This window comes from Nocardioides sp. (assembly GCF_047607185.1).
Classification (GTDB): domain Bacteria; phylum Actinomycetota; class Actinomycetes; order Propionibacteriales; family Nocardioidaceae; genus Nocardioides.
The window spans coordinates 1-15,141 of the sequence record NZ_JASGDQ010000028.1; the positions used below are offsets into that span (position 1 = coordinate 1).

13 protein-coding genes are annotated in these 15,141 nt (G+C 73.3%); 5 read left to right on the forward strand and 8 right to left on the reverse strand.

From position 1 onward, the window contains the following. Window positions 1-121: 121 nt before the first annotated feature. Window positions 122-1,711: a GAF domain-containing protein gene (locus tag QM595_RS02425; RefSeq protein WP_415169930.1), complete on the reverse strand. Its 1,590-nt coding sequence runs from the start codon at window positions 1,709-1,711 to the stop codon at window positions 122-124. Window positions 1,712-1,758: 47 nt separating this feature from the next. Between QM595_RS02425 and QM595_RS02430 the strand changes: the two genes are divergently transcribed. Beyond that, window positions 1,759-3,138 carry a magnesium chelatase gene (locus tag QM595_RS02430; protein ID WP_415169931.1) on the forward strand — a complete coding sequence of 460 codons (1,380 nt, stop codon included), beginning with the start codon at window positions 1,759-1,761 and terminating at the stop codon, window positions 3,136-3,138. After that, window positions 3,135-5,117, forward strand: coding sequence for a vWA domain-containing protein (locus QM595_RS02435; RefSeq protein WP_415169932.1), 1,983 nt, complete (start codon window positions 3,135-3,137; stop codon window positions 5,115-5,117). The genes QM595_RS02430 and QM595_RS02435 overlap by 4 nt, the downstream gene beginning before the upstream one ends. A gap of 10 nt (window positions 5,118-5,127) precedes the next feature. Here QM595_RS02435 and QM595_RS02440 read toward each other — a convergent pair whose 3' ends face one another. Genes QM595_RS02440 through QM595_RS02450 form a run of 3 tightly spaced genes read right to left on the reverse strand, consistent with a single transcriptional unit; the run spans window position 5,128 to window position 7,645 of the window. Then, window positions 5,128-5,913 (reverse strand): ABC transporter permease, encoded by a 786-nt coding sequence (locus QM595_RS02440; protein WP_415169933.1) that lies wholly within the window; start codon window positions 5,911-5,913, stop codon window positions 5,128-5,130. A gap of 2 nt (window positions 5,914-5,915) precedes the next feature. Then, on the reverse strand, window positions 5,916-6,701 hold the full coding sequence (locus QM595_RS02445) for an ABC transporter permease (RefSeq protein ID WP_415169934.1): 786 nt from the start codon (window positions 6,699-6,701) through the stop codon (window positions 5,916-5,918). Further along, the gene (locus tag QM595_RS02450; protein ID WP_415169935.1) at window positions 6,698-7,645 is read right to left on the reverse strand and encodes an ATP-binding cassette domain-containing protein; all 948 of its coding nucleotides are present in this window, start codon (window positions 7,643-7,645) and stop codon (window positions 6,698-6,700) included. The genes QM595_RS02445 and QM595_RS02450 overlap by 4 nt, the downstream gene beginning before the upstream one ends. Before the next feature lie 234 nt (window positions 7,646-7,879). Here QM595_RS02450 and QM595_RS02455 point away from each other — a divergent pair, with 234 nt between their 5' ends. Then, window positions 7,880-8,704, forward strand: coding sequence for a siderophore-interacting protein (locus QM595_RS02455; RefSeq protein WP_415169936.1), 825 nt, complete (start codon window positions 7,880-7,882; stop codon window positions 8,702-8,704). An 18-nt stretch (window positions 8,705-8,722) separates the two neighbouring features. Here the strand turns inward: QM595_RS02455 and QM595_RS02460 are convergent, their stop codons facing one another. From QM595_RS02460 to QM595_RS02475, 4 genes are read right to left on the reverse strand one after another with little or no spacing between them, the layout of a single operon-like run. After that, window positions 8,723-9,439: an energy-coupling factor transporter transmembrane component T family protein gene (locus tag QM595_RS02460; RefSeq protein ID WP_415169937.1), complete on the reverse strand. Its 717-nt coding sequence runs from the start codon at window positions 9,437-9,439 to the stop codon at window positions 8,723-8,725. Continuing rightward, entirely contained in the window at window positions 9,436-11,157 is a 1,722-nt protein-coding gene (locus tag QM595_RS02465; RefSeq protein ID WP_415169938.1) for an ABC transporter ATP-binding protein, read from the reverse strand. The genes QM595_RS02460 and QM595_RS02465 overlap by 4 nt, the downstream gene beginning before the upstream one ends. Then, a complete protein-coding gene (locus QM595_RS02470; protein ID WP_415169939.1) occupies window positions 11,154-11,708 on the reverse strand; it encodes an ECF transporter S component in 555 nt (184 codons plus the stop codon). The genes QM595_RS02465 and QM595_RS02470 overlap by 4 nt, the downstream gene beginning before the upstream one ends. After that, on the reverse strand, window positions 11,705-12,523 hold the full coding sequence (locus QM595_RS02475) for an AraC family transcriptional regulator (protein WP_415169940.1): 819 nt from the start codon (window positions 12,521-12,523) through the stop codon (window positions 11,705-11,707). The genes QM595_RS02470 and QM595_RS02475 overlap by 4 nt, the downstream gene beginning before the upstream one ends. Before the next feature lie 256 nt (window positions 12,524-12,779). On the opposite strand from QM595_RS02475, the gene QM595_RS02480 reads away from it, so the two are divergent. Both QM595_RS02480 and QM595_RS02485 read left to right on the forward strand, forming a co-directional pair. Further along, window positions 12,780-13,874 (forward strand): lipase family protein, encoded by a 1,095-nt coding sequence (locus QM595_RS02480; RefSeq protein ID WP_415169941.1) that lies wholly within the window; start codon window positions 12,780-12,782, stop codon window positions 13,872-13,874. 266 nt (window positions 13,875-14,140) lie between these two features. Next, window positions 14,141-15,141 (forward strand): Ig-like domain-containing protein (locus tag QM595_RS02485; RefSeq protein ID WP_415169942.1); only part of this gene is annotated, 1,001 nt, incomplete at its 3' end.

The window sequence follows — 15,141 nt, forward strand, 5'->3', positions numbered from 1 at the left end:
AGGCACACCCATCGCGGCGTTGGCGCCGCTCGGAAGACGCCCGGTATGCCGTCGCGACGCCGCCTTGCGCTGCGCGCACCTGGATCCACGCATACCCCCCACGAACTTCCAGAGACGACCACTAGCGACCGAGCGGCACCCGCCAGACGAACTCCGTGCCGCGCGGTGCCCGGGCGCGCAGCTCCAGGCTGCCGCCCAACTCGGCGGCGCGACGGCGGGCGTTGCGCAGGCCGCTCTCGCCGACGTCGGGGCCGATGCCGACGCCGTCGTCGCGGACCACCAGCAACACCTCCTCGGCGGTCACCGCGAGCTCGACCTCGGCGCTGTCGGCCAGCGCGTGGCGGGCCAGGTTGGAGACGGCCTCGCGCAGCACCGGCACCAGCTGCTCGCGTACGTCGGCCGGCACCGCGGTGTCCACCGGCCCGGTGGTGCGGACGGTGGGCGCGAAGCCGAGCACGCCGACGTACTCCCTGACCAGGTCGCGCAGTTCGGCCCGCAGCGACGCCGGCCGCTTGGCCTGCAGCTCGAAGATGGTGCCGCGGATGTCCTTGATGGTCTGGTCGAGCGCGTCGACCGCGGCGGTCAGCCGCTCGGCGATGTCGGGCGGTGCCGACAGGCCGACACCCTGCAGCTGCAGCCCGGTCGCGAAGAGCCGCTGGATGACCACGTCGTGCAGGTCCCGGGCGATCCGCTCTCGGTCGGTGATGACGGCGAGCTGGGCCCGGTCGGCGACCGCCTGGGCCCGGTCCAGCGCCAGCCCGGCCTGATCGGCGAAGGAGGCGAGCAGCTCCCGCTCCTCCTTCTCGGAGGGGTCGAAGCCACGGTCGTAGACCGCCACCAGCAGCCCCCGCTCGGCCACTTGGGCGCGCAGCGGCACCGCTACCAGGGTGAGCCCCTCGATGGTCTCCTCGACGACCTCGACGTCGGTCTCCGCCCAGGATCGGCTCAGCGACTCCAGCAGCGTCGCGACCGCGTCGTGGACCAGCTCCTCGTCGGCCGGCTCGGCGGCGAGTGCCGCGATCGGGTCGTCCGGGTCGAGCGTGGAGACCGCCATGGCCCGGGCACGTCCGACCGAGCGCGCCGCCTCGGTGAGCCGGCCCAGGGCGCGGGCCGCGTCGATCGGCGGCTGCAGCGCGGCGGCCAGCTGCGCGGTCGCCTCCAGCCACTGGCGGCGGCGCTCGGAGAGGCCGTAGGCGCGGGCGTTCTCGATGACGAAGCCGGCAGCGGTGGCCAGCGCCTCGACCAGCGTCACGTCGTCGTCGGTGAACGGCGCTCCGCCCGCCTTCTCGGTGAGGTAGAGGTTGCCGAAGACGGTGTCCCGGATCCGCACCGGCACCCCGAGAAAGGTCTTCATCGGCGGGTGGTGCGGCGGGAAGCCGTAGGACTGCGGATGGGCCTGGATGTCCTGCAGCCGCAGTGGTCGCGGATGCTGGATCAGCAGGCCGAGGATGCCGCGGCCGTGCGGTGGGTCGCCGATCTGCTCCCGCTCGTCGGGGTCGACACCGGTCGTGACGAACTCCGCCAGCACCTCTCCCGGGCCGATCACCCCCAGGGCGCCGTAGCGGGCGTCGGTCAGCTCGGCGGCCGAGACCACGATCCGCTCCAGTACCCGGGGCAGCTCCAGGTCGCTCGACATCGCGACGACGGCCTCGAGCAGCACCCGGCTGGCGTGCTCGGAGAGGTTCAGCCGGCGCGGCGGTTCGATCGTCACGCGCCCAGACTCTCACCTCGACGGCGGCACGGCGTAGCGTTGGGACCGTGCCCCCTGCGATCAGCACCGTCGGAGAGCTGCGCGCCTCCGGCCACGTCCAGAAGACCCTGCGAGCCGAGCTCCGCGACAACCTGCTCGCCAAGCTCCGCGTCGGCGAGGACCCCTGGCCGGGCCTGCACGGTCTCGACGACACCGTCATCCCGCAGCTGGAGCGCGCCCTCATCGCCGGCCACGACGTCGTACTCCTCGGCGAGCGCGGCCAGGGCAAGACCCGACTGCTGCGCACCCTGGTCGGCCTGCTCGACGAGTGGACCCCGGTCATCGCCGGCAGCGAGCTCGGCGAGCACCCCTACGAGCCGATCACCGTGGCCTCACGGCGCCGCGCCGAGGAGCTGGGCGACGCGCTGCCGGTGGCCTGGCGCCACCGCGACGAGAGGTACGCCGAGAAGCTGGCCACCCCCGACACCTCGGTGGCCGACCTGATCGGCGACGTCGACCCGATGAAGGTGGCCGAGGGCCGCAGCCTGGGCGACCCGGAGACCATCCACTTCGGCCTCATCCCGCGCAGCCACCGCGGTATCGTCGCCATCAACGAGCTGCCCGACCTCGCCGAGCGGATCCAGGTCGCCATGCTCAACGTGATGGAGGAGCGCGACATCCAGATCCGCGGCTACGTGCTCCGGCTGCCGCTCGACGTGCTGGTGGTGGCCTCCGCCAACCCGGAGGACTACACCAACCGGGGTCGCATCATCACCCCGCTCAAGGACCGCTTCGGCGCCGAGATCCGCACCCACTACCCGATCGCGCTGGCCGACGAGGTCGCGGTGATCCGGCAGGAGGCCGAGCTCGTCGCCGAGGTGCCCGACCACCTGATCGAGATCCTGGCCCGGTTCACCCGCAACCTGCGCGAGTCCTCGGCGGTCGACCAGCGCTCCGGCGTCTCCGCGCGGTTCTCCATCGCCGGTGCCGAGACCATCGCCGCCGCCGCGCTGCGCCGGGCCACCATCCTGGGCGAGGAGCCGGTCGCCCGCGTCGTCGACCTGCACACCGCCGTCGACGTGCTCGGCGGCAAGGTGGAGTTCGAGACCGGCGAGGAGGGCCGCGAGCAGGAGATCTTGACCCACCTGCTGCGCACCGCCACCGCCGAGACCGTCCGCACCCACCTGCGCGGGATCGACTTCGCGCTGCTGGTCGACGCCATCGAGGCGGGCGCGCTGGTCACCACCGGCGAGCGGGTCTCCGCCCGGGAGTTCCTGACCGGGCTGCCGGCGCTGGGGGAGTCCGACCTCTACGACGTCGTCTGCGAGCGGCTCGACGCGGGCAACGATGGGCAGCGCGCCGGCGCCATCGAGCTGGCGCTGGAAGGGCTCTACCTCGCCCGCAAGATCGGCAAGGACACCGACGGGAGCGAAGTCGTCTACGGATGAGATACCAGCGGTACGACGGCGGCGACCCGCTCGCCCCACCGGTCGACCTGGCCGAGGCGCTCGACGCGATCGGCGAGGACGTCATGGCCGGCTACAGCCCCGAGCGGGCGATGCGGGAGTTCCTGCGCCGCGGCGGCCGCGACCAGATCGGGCTCGACGAGCTGGCCCGCCAGGTCGCCGAGAAGCGGCGCCGGCTGCTCGACCGGCACCACCTCGACGGCACCCTGGCCGAGGTGCGCGAGCTGTTGGACAAGGCGGTGCTGGAGGAGCGCAAGCAGCTCGCCCGCGACGCGATGATGGACGACGCCGACCGCGCCTTCCGGGAGATGCGGCTCGACGGGCTGTCGCCCAGCACCGCCGCTGCCGTCAGCGAGCTGTCGTCGTACGACTGGCAGAGCCGGGAGGCCCGGGAGGCCTACGAGCAGATCAAGGACCTGCTCGGTCGCGAGCTGCTCGACCAGCGCTTCGCCGGCATGAAGCAGGCCCTGGAGAACGCCACCGACGAGGACCGCGCCGCCATCAACCAGATGCTCGAGGACCTCAACGAGCTGCTGGAGAAGCACGCCCGGGGCGAGGACACCCCCCAGGACTTCCAGGAGTTCATGGCCCGGCACGGGCAGTTCTTCCCGGAGAGCCCGCGGAATATCGAGGAGCTGCTGGACGCGCTCGCCCGGCGCGCCGCCGCCGCGCAGCGGATGCTCAACTCGATGTCGGCCGAGCAGCGCCAGGAGCTGATGGAGCTCTCCGCGCAGGCCTTCGGCTCCCCGGCGCTGATGGCACAGCTCTCCCGCCTGGACGGCAACCTGCAGTCGCTGCGCCCCGGCGAGGACTGGGGCGGCTCGGCGGAGTTCGGCGGTGAGCAGGGCCTCGGCCTCGGCGACGGCACCGGCGTGCTGCAGGACCTGGCCGAGCTCGACCAGCTCGCCGACCAGCTCTCGCAGTCCTACGCCGGCTCCCGGCTCGACGACCTCGACCTCGACGCCCTGGCTCGCCAGCTCGGCAGCGAGGCCGCCGTCGACGCTCGCACCCTGCAGGAGCTGGAGCGGGCGCTGCGCGACTCCGGCACCCTGGAGCGCGGCTCCGACGGCAACCTGCGGCTGACCCCCAAGGCGATGCGACAGCTCGGCAAGGCGCTGCTCAAGGACGTCGCCCAGCGGATGAACGGCCGACAGGGCCAGCGCGACGTACGACGCTCCGGCGCCGCCGGCGACCTGTCCGGCGCCACCCGCGCCTGGGAGTACGGCGACACCGAGCCCTGGGACATCCCGCGCACCCTCACCAACGCCGTAGTGCGTGGCGAGCGCGCCCCGGTGCGGCTCCACCTGGAGGACATCGAGGTCCAGGAGACCGAGGACCGCACCCAGGCCGCCGTCGCGCTGCTGGTCGACACCAGCTTCTCGATGGCGATGGACGGCCGCTGGGTGCCGATGAAGCGCACCGCGCTCGCCCTCCACACGCTGATCCGCAGCCGGTTCCGCGGCGACGATCTGAAGCTGATCGGCTTCGGTCGTCATGCCGAGACCATGGAGATCGAGCAGCTCACCGCGCTCGACGCCCGCTGGGACAAGGGCACCAACCTGCACCACGGGCTGCTGCTGGCCAACCGGCACTTCCGCAAGCACCCCAGCGCCCAGCCGGTGCTGCTCATCGTCACCGACGGCGAGCCGACCTCACACCTGGAGGCCAACGGCGAGGTCTCCTTCGCCTACCCGCCGACCATGCGCACCATCGCGCTGACCGTCAGCGAGCTGGAGAACAGCCGCCGGCTCGGCGCCCAGACCACCTTCTTCCGGCTGGGCGAGGACCCCGGCCTGGCCCGGTTCGTCGACTCGATGGCGCGCCGCGTCGAGGGCAGGGTCGTCGCGCCGGAGCTCGACGACCTGGGCGCCGCGGTGGTCGGCAGCTACCTCGGCTCCCGCTCGGCATACAGTCCGTTCGCCGACGGCGGCTGGGGCGGCCGCGGCTGGTGGGCCGGCTGATCCGGCCGGATCAGCGGCGAGCGGTGAACCGCACCGCCGCGAGGCCGCAGACCACGGTGAGCCCGAGCGACCAGGCCAGCGTCGACAGGGCGTCGCCGGCGACCTCGCCGCCGTGGGCGAGGCCGCGCATCGCGCCGATCACGTGGGAGACCGGATTGGCGCTCGCGATCGGCTGGGCCCAGCCGGGCAGGTCGTCGTGGGTGACGAACCCGGTGGACAGGAACGACGCCACCAGCAGCAGCGCGTTGAGCGCGGAGACCGCCGCCTCGGCGGACTTCGCGGCCATCGAGACCGCCACCATCAGCCAGGCCAGCCCGAAGCCGTAGACCAGCGGGACCAGCAGATAGCCGGCCACTCCGAGGAGGCCCTCGGTGAACCGGAACCCGAGCGCCACCCCGGCAACGGTGACGACCAGCACGGTGGCGAGATTGCGGATGGTATCGGCGAGGATCCGGCCCGCCAGCGGTGCCAGTGGCGAGATCGGCAGGGTGTGCAGCCGGTCGTCGAAGCCGCTGGTGCGGTCGGCATGGGCGGCGATGGCGGTCGAGAGCGTGGCGAAGGTGATGCCCATAGTGGCGAACAGCGGGACGGTGTAGTCGACGTACGCCGCATAGCCGGCACCCGGCATGACCACCGTGGCGAAGGAGACCGAGAGCAGGCACAGCAGGATCAGCGGGAAGATCGCGGTGAGCACCAGCGTCTGCGGCGAGCGCGCCATCAGCCTGACCTGCCGGCCGGCCAGCACCAGCGTGTCGGTCCACAGCGAGGGTCGCGGCGGCGTCTCGAGAGCGGCCATGCTCATCGCCTCCCCGCGAACGCCCGCGGCGCCAGCAGCGCGAAGCCGAGGGTGGCCACGACGATCCAGGCCACCGCGACCAGTACGTCGGGCCAGGGACCGCCGCCCGTCGCCGAGGTGGCCCGCAGCGCGTCGGCGACCCGCGAGATCGGCTGGTTCTCCACGATCGGCCGCAGCCAGCCGGGGAAGGAGCCGGCCGGCACGAACAGGTCGGAGACCAGCAGCAGCGGGTAGTAGACCAGTCCGCCGGTGACCTCGACGGTCTCCACCCGGGCGATGGCGAAGCCGAGCACGAGATAGCCGGCGCAGGCGGCGACGGCCATCCCGAGCGCGATCAGCACGAAGACCGCGGCGTAGCCCCAGCCCCGCTCGAACCGGAACCCGAACACGTGGCCCGCCGCGATCAGCACCACGATGCTGAGCAGCGAGCGCACCAGCTCGCCGCCGAGCAGCGACAGCACCGGCGCGGTGCGGGAGATCGGCATCGAGCGGAGCCGGTCGACCATCCCGCCGCAGGCGTCCTCCGCGGCCCAGACCGAGGCGGACATGGCGCTGAAGAACATCGCCTGGATCACGATCGCTGGGAGGAGGTATTGCGCGTAGTCGATGCCGGCACGCTCCATCACCCGGCCCAGCACGGTGAAGAACAGGAAGGCGAAGACCAGCGGGAAGATGATCGCGCCCATGATCGAGGCGGGTCGCCGCGACATCAGCCGCAGATGCCGGCCGGCCAGCTGGACGGTGTCGGCCAGCAGCGCGGGACGCGGCTCGTGGGCGAGCCCGCTCATCCGGCTCGGGCCTCGTCAAGCTGTTTCGTCACCGGCTGCCCGGTCAGCGTCAGGAAGACGTCGTCGAGGGTGGGCTGGCGCAGTCCGACGTCGGTGGGCATCACGCCGTGCTCGTCGAGCACCCTGACCACCTCGACCAGGGTGTGGGAGCCCTCGGCCGGCACCGTCAGGGTGAGGGCGTCGTGGCTGACCGGCCACCGTGACTCCAGCGCCGCCCGGGCACCGGCCAGGCTGTCGGCCTCGACGCTGACCTGACAGACCGCGCCGCCGACGCGTCGCTTGAGCTCGGACGCGGTGCCCTCGGCGATGACCGCGCCGTGGTCCACCACGACGATGCGATCGGCCAGCTCGTCGGCCTCGGCGAGGTACTGCGTGGTCAGCAGGATGCTGGTGCCCTCGGCACGCAGCCGTCGTACGGACTCCCACAGCGCGTTGCGGCTGCGCGGGTCCAGGCCGGTGGTCGGCTCGTCGAGGAAGAGCACCCGCGGCCGGCCGATCATCGAGGCGGCCAGGTCGAGCCGGCGCCGCATCCCGCCGGAGAAGGTGCCGCTGCGCTGGTCGGCCGACTCGGCCAGCCCGAACTGGTCCAGCAGCTCGGCGGCCCGGTCCGCCGCGGCGACCCGGCCGAGCTTGAGCAGCCGCCCGAACAGCACCAGGTTCTCCCGCGCGGTGAGGTTGGCGTCGAGCGCGGCGAACTGGCCGGTCAGGCCGATCCGGCCACGCGCCCGAGCCGGCTGCGCGAGCACGTCGACGCCGTCGACTCGGGCGGCGCCGGCGTCGGGGCGGACCAGCGTGGTCAGCACGTTGATGGTGGTCGTCTTGCCGGCGCCGTTGGGGCCCAGCAGCCCCAGGATCTCGCCCTCGCGGACCCGCAGGTCCATGCCGCGCAAGGCCTCGTGGTCACCGAACCGCTTGGAGAGGCCCTCGGCCTCGACCACCCACATGGACACACCTCCAAGTAAAAGTAAGGCAATCCTTACCTCGCGGTAGCCTGGCACAGCCTCAGCGCGCCGTCACGCCCGTCCCGCCAGATGTCCGAGCAGATGTCCGCTGCGGTGGACGGCATCGCCGCAGGCGACACTCTGCGACCCCCGCGTTGTGCCGCGCCGCAGTGACGGTGACACTGTGCCGCGTCCTCGCGGCGAGGCGCGGCGAGGCGGGACGGAGAGGACGATCGCGTGTTCAAGAGGGCGGGAACCCGGCAGGAGTCGTGGCTCAAGGAGTGGCCGATCCGGGTGCGCCAGGTCGAGGTGCTGCGGCGGACCCAGGTGACACCGCGGATGATCCGGCTGACCTTCGGCGGCCCCGGTCTGGCCGGCTTCGAGAGCCACGTGCCGGACGAGCACGTCAAGATCCTGTTCCCCGATCCCGACGGCAGCCTGCGGGTTCCCGAGCCGGACGGCGACCACCTGCACTGGCCGCGGCCGCGACCGATCTCGCGGGAGTACACCGTGCGCCGCTACGACGAGCAGGCCGGTGAGCTCGACCTCGACTTCGTCCTCCACGGGCACGGCCTGGCTTCGGCGTGGGCGCGCGACGTCACCCCGGGCACCCCGGTATGGATCGCCGGGCCGCCCCGCGGCTGGGTGGTGCCCGACTGCTACGACTTCTACGTGATCGCCGGCGACCACACCGCGCTGCCGGCGATCGCCCGGTTCGTCGCCGAGCTGCCCCGCTCCGCCACCGGCCAGGTCGGCGTACTCGTCCCGGACGCCGCCGAGGAGCAGCCGCTCGAGCTGCCCGACGGCGTCACCGTGACCTGGCTGCACCGCGCCGGCAGCACGTCCGGGCCGGCCGACGCGCTGGCCGACTTCCTGGCGCCGATCACGCCACCGGCCGGCTCCCGGCCCTACCTGTGGTGCGCCGGCGAGCAGCGCATCCTCAAGCCGGCCCGGGGCTGGGGTCGTCGCCACGGCCTCGGCCGCCACGACCAGCACATCACCGGCTACTGGCGGGCCGGCCGGGTCGGCGACTTCGCGCCGGGGGAGAGCGACGCCCACTGATCCTCAGAGCGCGTGCTCTCAGCGTCGGCACAGGATCAGCAGTCCGACCGTGACCAGCCAGCCCAGCGCCACGAAGACCAGGTCACCGAGGCCGAGCGGCCGGTCGTCGGGCTCGGTACGACGCGGGTAGGCGCCGAAGCCACGCGACTCCAGCGCCAGCGCCGCCCGCTCGGCCCGTCGGATCTGGCCGGCCAGCACCGGCACCACTGGCTCGGTCAGCCGCCGCAGCGGGCTCCACGGCCTGCCCGAGGTGGCCGCGCCCCGGCTGCGTCGTACCGCTCGGGCCAGCTCCAGCTCGGCCCGGGCGCCGGGGACCAGCCGACCGGCGGCCAGGCCGGCGTACCCCCAGCGGTAGGGGAGCCGGGCGTTGCGCACCAGCGAGCGCACCAGGCCGCGGCCGGTGTGGCCGGCCAGGGCCGGCAGCCAGGCCAGCACCAGGATCGCCGCCAGCCGGAGCCCGGTGGCCAGCGCGACCTCGCCGGCCGAGCGGGAGGCGCGCGATTCGTCGACCCAGGGCAGCAGCGCCGCGGTCACGATCGTCACCAGCCCGGCCGCGGCGAGCGCCACGACGGCCAGCCGGCGCCAGGACGCCCCGCTCACCACGGCGAGCAGCAGCCCCGCCGCCAGGAAGGCCGCGGGCGTCGTCACGTCGCGAGTGAAGATCAGCAGCACCATGGCCGGCAGGGTGGCCAGGCTCAGCGCCAGCGGATCGATCCGCGCCAGTGGTCCGGTCACGGCCGGCTCGCCTCCCTCTCCCGCACGCCCCGCCACCATTGCCCGGCACCGGGTACGGCGGCCAGCGCGCGCTCCATCGGCGGCCGGCGCAGCCCCGCGTCCGCCAGCAGCCTCGCGTCGGCGAGCACCCGCTCGGTGGTGTCGTGGGCCAGCACCCGCCCGTCCGCCAGCACCACGACCTGGGTCGCGATCCGCTCCGCGAGCGCCAGGTCGTGGGTCACCACCACGACGGTGACGCCGTCGGTGTGAGAGGAGACCAACAGGTCGCACAGTCGGGCGGCGTTCTCGGGATCCTGGCCGTAGGTCGGCTCGTCGACGACCAGCAGGCCGGCGCCGTTGCCCAGCGCCGAGGCCACCGAGAGCCGGCGCTTCTGGCCGCCCGAGAGGGTGAACGGGTGCTGCTCGGCGTGGTCCTCGAGACCGAGCAGCGCGAGCAGTCGCCGAACGTGCTCCTCGACCGCCGCGGCGGCCATGCCACGCCGGCGGGCGTCGTGGGCCAGCTCGTCGTGGACGGTACGGCCCACGAACTGGTGCTCGGGGTTCTGGAAGACCAGTCCGGTCAGCGACACCAGCTCCCGCGAGGGCAGTCGCCACGGGCGCTTGCCGTCGACCAGCAGGTCGCCCTGGTGGGGGCGCCGCAGCCCGGCCAGGGTCTGGGCGAGGGTCGACTTGCCGGCGCCGTTGACGCCGACCACCGCGGTCAGGCTGCCGGGCTGGATCGCCAGGTCGATCCCGTGCAGCACCGGGCGGCCGCGGCGGCGCACCTGCAGGCCCGTGGCCCGGACGTGGGCCGGCACCGCTGGCTCGGCTGGCTCGGTCGGCCTGGTCGGCGCGGTCTGCCCGGTCGGGGGTACGCCGAGCGCGACCAGGGCCTCGGCGACGGCCGCGGCGGTGCGCGGCACCGGGTCGAGACGTCGGCCGCTCTCGGCGAGCGCGCGCGCCGCGAGCACCGGGCCCGGCACGGGGCAGCCGAGCTTCCGCAACCGGTCGGGGCCCTCCCCGGCCAGCACCTCCTCGACCGCGCCGTCGACGGCGACCCGGCCGTCCCGGTCCAGCGCGACGATCCGGTCCACCAGCCCGAGCGCGGCGTCGACGTCGTGCTCGACCAGCAGGATCGCGCGACCGGGGTCCTCCTTGACGGCACGCAACTGGTCGTAGAGCTCCTCGGTGGCGACCTGGTCGAGGTTCGCGGTGGGCTCGTCGAGGATCAGCAGCCGGCTGCCCTGGACCAGTGCCGCGGCGATGGCGAGCCGTTGCCGCTGCCCGCCCGAGAGTCGCAGCGGGTCCTCCTCGCGCCGGTCCCACAGCCCGACCCGGCGCAGCGCGGCGGCGGCCCCCTCGGCGATCTCGGCCACCGGGTGGCAGAGGTTCTCGGCGCCGAAGCAGGCCTCGTCGTACACGCTGGCGGCGACGGTGGCGATGTCGGTGTCCTGGAAGACCATCGCCACCTGCTCGGCGAGCCGGGCCGTGGGCGTGGTGGCGACATCGTGACCGGCGACCCGGATGCGGCCGGTGACCTCGGCTGCGATCGACCCGGGCACCAGCCCGTTGAGGGCCATCGCCAGGGTGGACTTGCCCGAGCCGCTCGCGCCGAGCAGGAGCACCACCTCGCCGGCGCGGATGGTCAGGTCCACCTCGCGCAGGATCGGCGGCCGGCCCGGATAGGCGACGCCGAGGCCCTCGACCACGACCAGCGGCTCGCCCGCAAGCTCGCTCACGCCACGCTCACCCCGACCCCGGCGTCGTACAGCTGGCGCCGCAGCACCAGCGCCGCCGCCGGCCAGCCGACATAGGAGGCGATCACCAGCGCCACCGTGGCGCCGGCGAGTGCCGGCGCCAGTGCGCCGAGGTCGAGCGCCGCCCAGACCGCGAGGCTCTGCACCACTCCCAGGACGGCGCCCACCGCCAGCCAGCGCCAGCTCGGCCAGCGCCGGTAGCCGGTGATCGCGAACACCGCCTCGAAGGCCAGCCCCACGGCGACCACGGGCAGCAGTACGGCGGCCCCGCGCGGGTTGGCCGGCATCACCGCGAGTGCGCTGATCACCGCGGTGGCCAGCGCCACCCCCGCCCGGCGCAGCAGCGCCTGGGCGAGCACCGGGCCGAAGAGCGTGCTGCCGGCGAAGACGGCGTAGAGGGCGGGGAGGGCCACCGCCAGGGTCGCCTGCAGCCACAACGCCGGGATCAGCACCGCCGCGGTGACCACGGAGATCGCCGAGCAGATCAGCAGATCGCGGGTGGAGAGCCCAGGCCGGGCGGAGGAGACGGTCACGACGGCTCGACGTAGGCCTGGCCGTGCCACCCGGACGGCTCGTCGGGTCCGTCGAGGCTGCTGGCGAGGTCGCCGGGATCGAGCCCGATCTCACGGCGGAAGGCCATGATGAAGCCCGACACGCTCTGGTAGCCGACCCGGTGCGCGACCAGCTCGACGGGCTGGTGCTGGCACAGCAGCGTCAGCGCGATGCGCATCCGGCAACGGGTGCGCCACTGGCTGAAGGTCAGCCCGGTCTCGGCGCTGAACGCCCGCTGCACCGTCTTCGCGCTGACGAAGACCGCCGCCGCCCACTCCTCGAGGCTGCGCTGGTCGGCGGCGTTCTCGCGCAGCGCGTGAGCCACCCGCAGTGCCTCGGGATGCTCGGGCATCCGCAGGATGAGGCCGTCGCGCTCCAGGCCGGGCAGCATCTCCAGGATCTGCCACTTGGGTGAGGACTCCGAGAACGGCTCGGCGCGGTGACGTGCGAACAGGTCGCTGATCTGCCCCTGGACCTCCTGCATCACCAGGGCCCGCAGCCTCGGCGTCACCCGCAGCTCGGCGAGCGTGGCCCAGGCCGGCTCGAACTCGCCGACGCAGAAGAAGCCGACCGGGCAGATCAACGAGCTGCCGTGGAGCGTCACCTGATGGGGCGTCCCCGACGGGATCCAGAGCGCGATGTGACGGTTGAGCTCGAAGCTGTCGTCGCCGCAGCGGATGGTCGCCGACCCCTCGATGACCACCGCCAGCTCGTCGGCGTCGTCGTGCCGGTAGGTGCCCTGCGCGGAGACCGACAGACTCCGCCGCAGTGTGCGTGACAGCTGACGCAGACCCATGACCCCTAATTTAGGCTTACCTAAATTGATCTGTCGATCTCGGGCGTACGCCGCCACCGAAGATGTCCGCTGCGGCGAGCGTCGGCAACGCAGCGGACACGCCCCGGTGTCGCGGCGACTGTCCGCTGTGAGCCGGATGTGAGCCGCAGGCGACGACTTCGCCGCGTCTTCCCCTGGTTGCTGGCGAGGTCGTCGTACCTGCGCCTAGCCTCGCGGTGGTCATGGTTGCGCCACGACCACGGGCCGAGGAGGGCGAGTGAGCGAGAGCCTCGGGGCGCAGACGGACCCCTGGCCGGTCCCCGACCTGAGCCGTGCCGTCCCCGGCGAGGTGCTCTGGTCGGCGGAGCTGCCGCCCGCCGAACTGCTTCCCGGATGTGCCGCGGGCGCGCGGCTGACCTATGTCTCCGAGGGGCCGGCCCGTGAGCCGCGCACCGTCACCGGCGCGGTGCACGTGCCGGCGGGCCCGGCGCCTCGCGACGGTTGGCCGGTGCTGGCCCATGCCCACGGCACCATCGGCGTCGGCGAGCACTGCCCGATCTCCTTCACGCTCCTCACCGAGCACCACGCCGCCCTCCTCGCACCCTGGATACGCGCCGGGTTCGCGGTGGTGGCGACCGACTACGCCGGCCTCGGCACCCCGGGCGGTCACCCCTACCTCCACCGTCACACGCTGGGGGCCAATGTGGTCGACTCGGTGCTGGCGGCCCGCCGGGTCCGTGCGGACCTCGGCACCCGCTGGGTGACCTACGGCGGATCGCAGGGCGGGTTCGCGGCGCTGGCCAGCGCCGCGATGGGCGCCGAGCGCGCCCCCGAGTTGGAGCATCGCGGCGTGGTCGCCCTGTGCCCGCCGGTCTACCCCGACCGGCTCGTCGCGCTGGCCGGGCCGCGGCTGCCGCGGATCCCCACCCCGGGCTGGGCCGCCTACCTCAGCTTCATCCTGGCCGGCCTGCGGGTCGCCCGCCCGGAGCTGGACCTCTCCGGATACCTGACCGAGCAGGGGATGCGGCTGGTGGACGAGGCGCCGTGGTACGGCTTCCCGGTGCAGGCCGCGCGTGCCCGGGGCGTCGCGATCGGCGACCTGGTCGCCCGGCCGCTGCGCGGCACCCCGGTGGTCGAGGCGCTTCGCGAGGTCGCCACCCTGCCGGTCACCGGCCTGGCCGTGCCGGTCCACATCGCCCAGGGGCTCCTCGACGCCACCGTCCCGGTCCCGCTCGTCGAGGCGTACGTCGCCGCGCTGCGCCGCCACGGCCAGCCGGTGACCTACCGCCGCCACCTCGCCACCCACGACCTCTGGCGGCGGGCACAGGGCGCGGCGCTGGCCTTCGCCCGCCGGGTGACGGCCGACGGCTGAGCAGAGGGGAGCGGGCGAGCGACAGCTCGGCCGGGCCGTGTGCGTGTCGCCTGCGACGCGGGTCGCAAGAGCAGGGGACAACTTGACGCCGATCCGTTGTGTCTGGGTTAGGTCTACCTAACACTTGCCCGGGCGTCGGCCTCCGGCACCCGAGCGGGCGAACGCCCACCCCGGCGGAGGGTGACCATCCGGGTCGCCGACGCCGCTGCCGGATCCAGGGCGGATCCACGGCCAGGACAACCGACGAGATTTCAGGAGATACGAACATGCGTGCGCAGGAATGGACGGTCCGCGGCATCGCCGCCACCACGGCCATCGCCCTCGGTGGGGTGACCATGGTCGCCACCGGTGGCGCGGCAGCCGCCGACGAGGCCGCGGCCGCGAAGACCTACCCGTGTGTCACGTCGTTGAACGGCCTGACTTACAACAGCTACGACTTCGACACCAGCGTCACGCTCGACCTGCCTGCGCAGGTCGGCCGCGGGCTTGCCATCCCGGCGACCCCGGTCACGGTGCAGTTCACCGTCCCCCAGGAGTTGCTGGAGACGGCCAAGAGTGTCAACGACGACTTCTCGACGGTCTACGCGAGCAGCGCGAACTTCGCGCTCAACACCGCGATGGGTGAGGACGAGGGCCAGCACGTGGTGTCGGACCTGGTCACCGATACGGTTTCCTTCGACGGCACCCAGGACGTCGTGATGACCGCGGCGGGGTCGCTCGCGGCGATCGACGTCCCGGAGGATCTCTCCGCCGACACCGTCGAAGTCCGCACGCCTGACAACACCAACGTGACCGATCCCTGGTATGCGAGCGGCTACAGCTCGACGGCGACGATCGCGTTCACGCTCGCCGCGACGCTCGCAACCTCGTCGGGGGCCAGCTCCACGGTCTACTTCCGCTGCGGTGTCGACGGGGTCGACGTCCAAGGCGAGGACCTCTCGGCGATCGAGGTGATCGACGCAGTGGCGACGCAGACCGCAGTGACGGGACCGGCGAGCGTGACCCAGGGCACGGCGGGATCACTGGCGGTGAGCGTGACGAGCGAGTCCGGCACGCCGTCGGGCACGGTCTCGGTGACCGGCTCGGGGGTGGCGCAGTCGGCGACGTTGACCGATGGCAAGGCCACGGTCGCGCTGCCGACCACGTTGGCGGTGGGGTCGCACACCTTCACGGTGGCCTATTCCGGTGACGCCACTCACGAGGGCTCCTCGGCGAGCCTCACCCTGACCGTGACCGCTGCCAAGGTCGCCACGACCGCGTCGCTGAA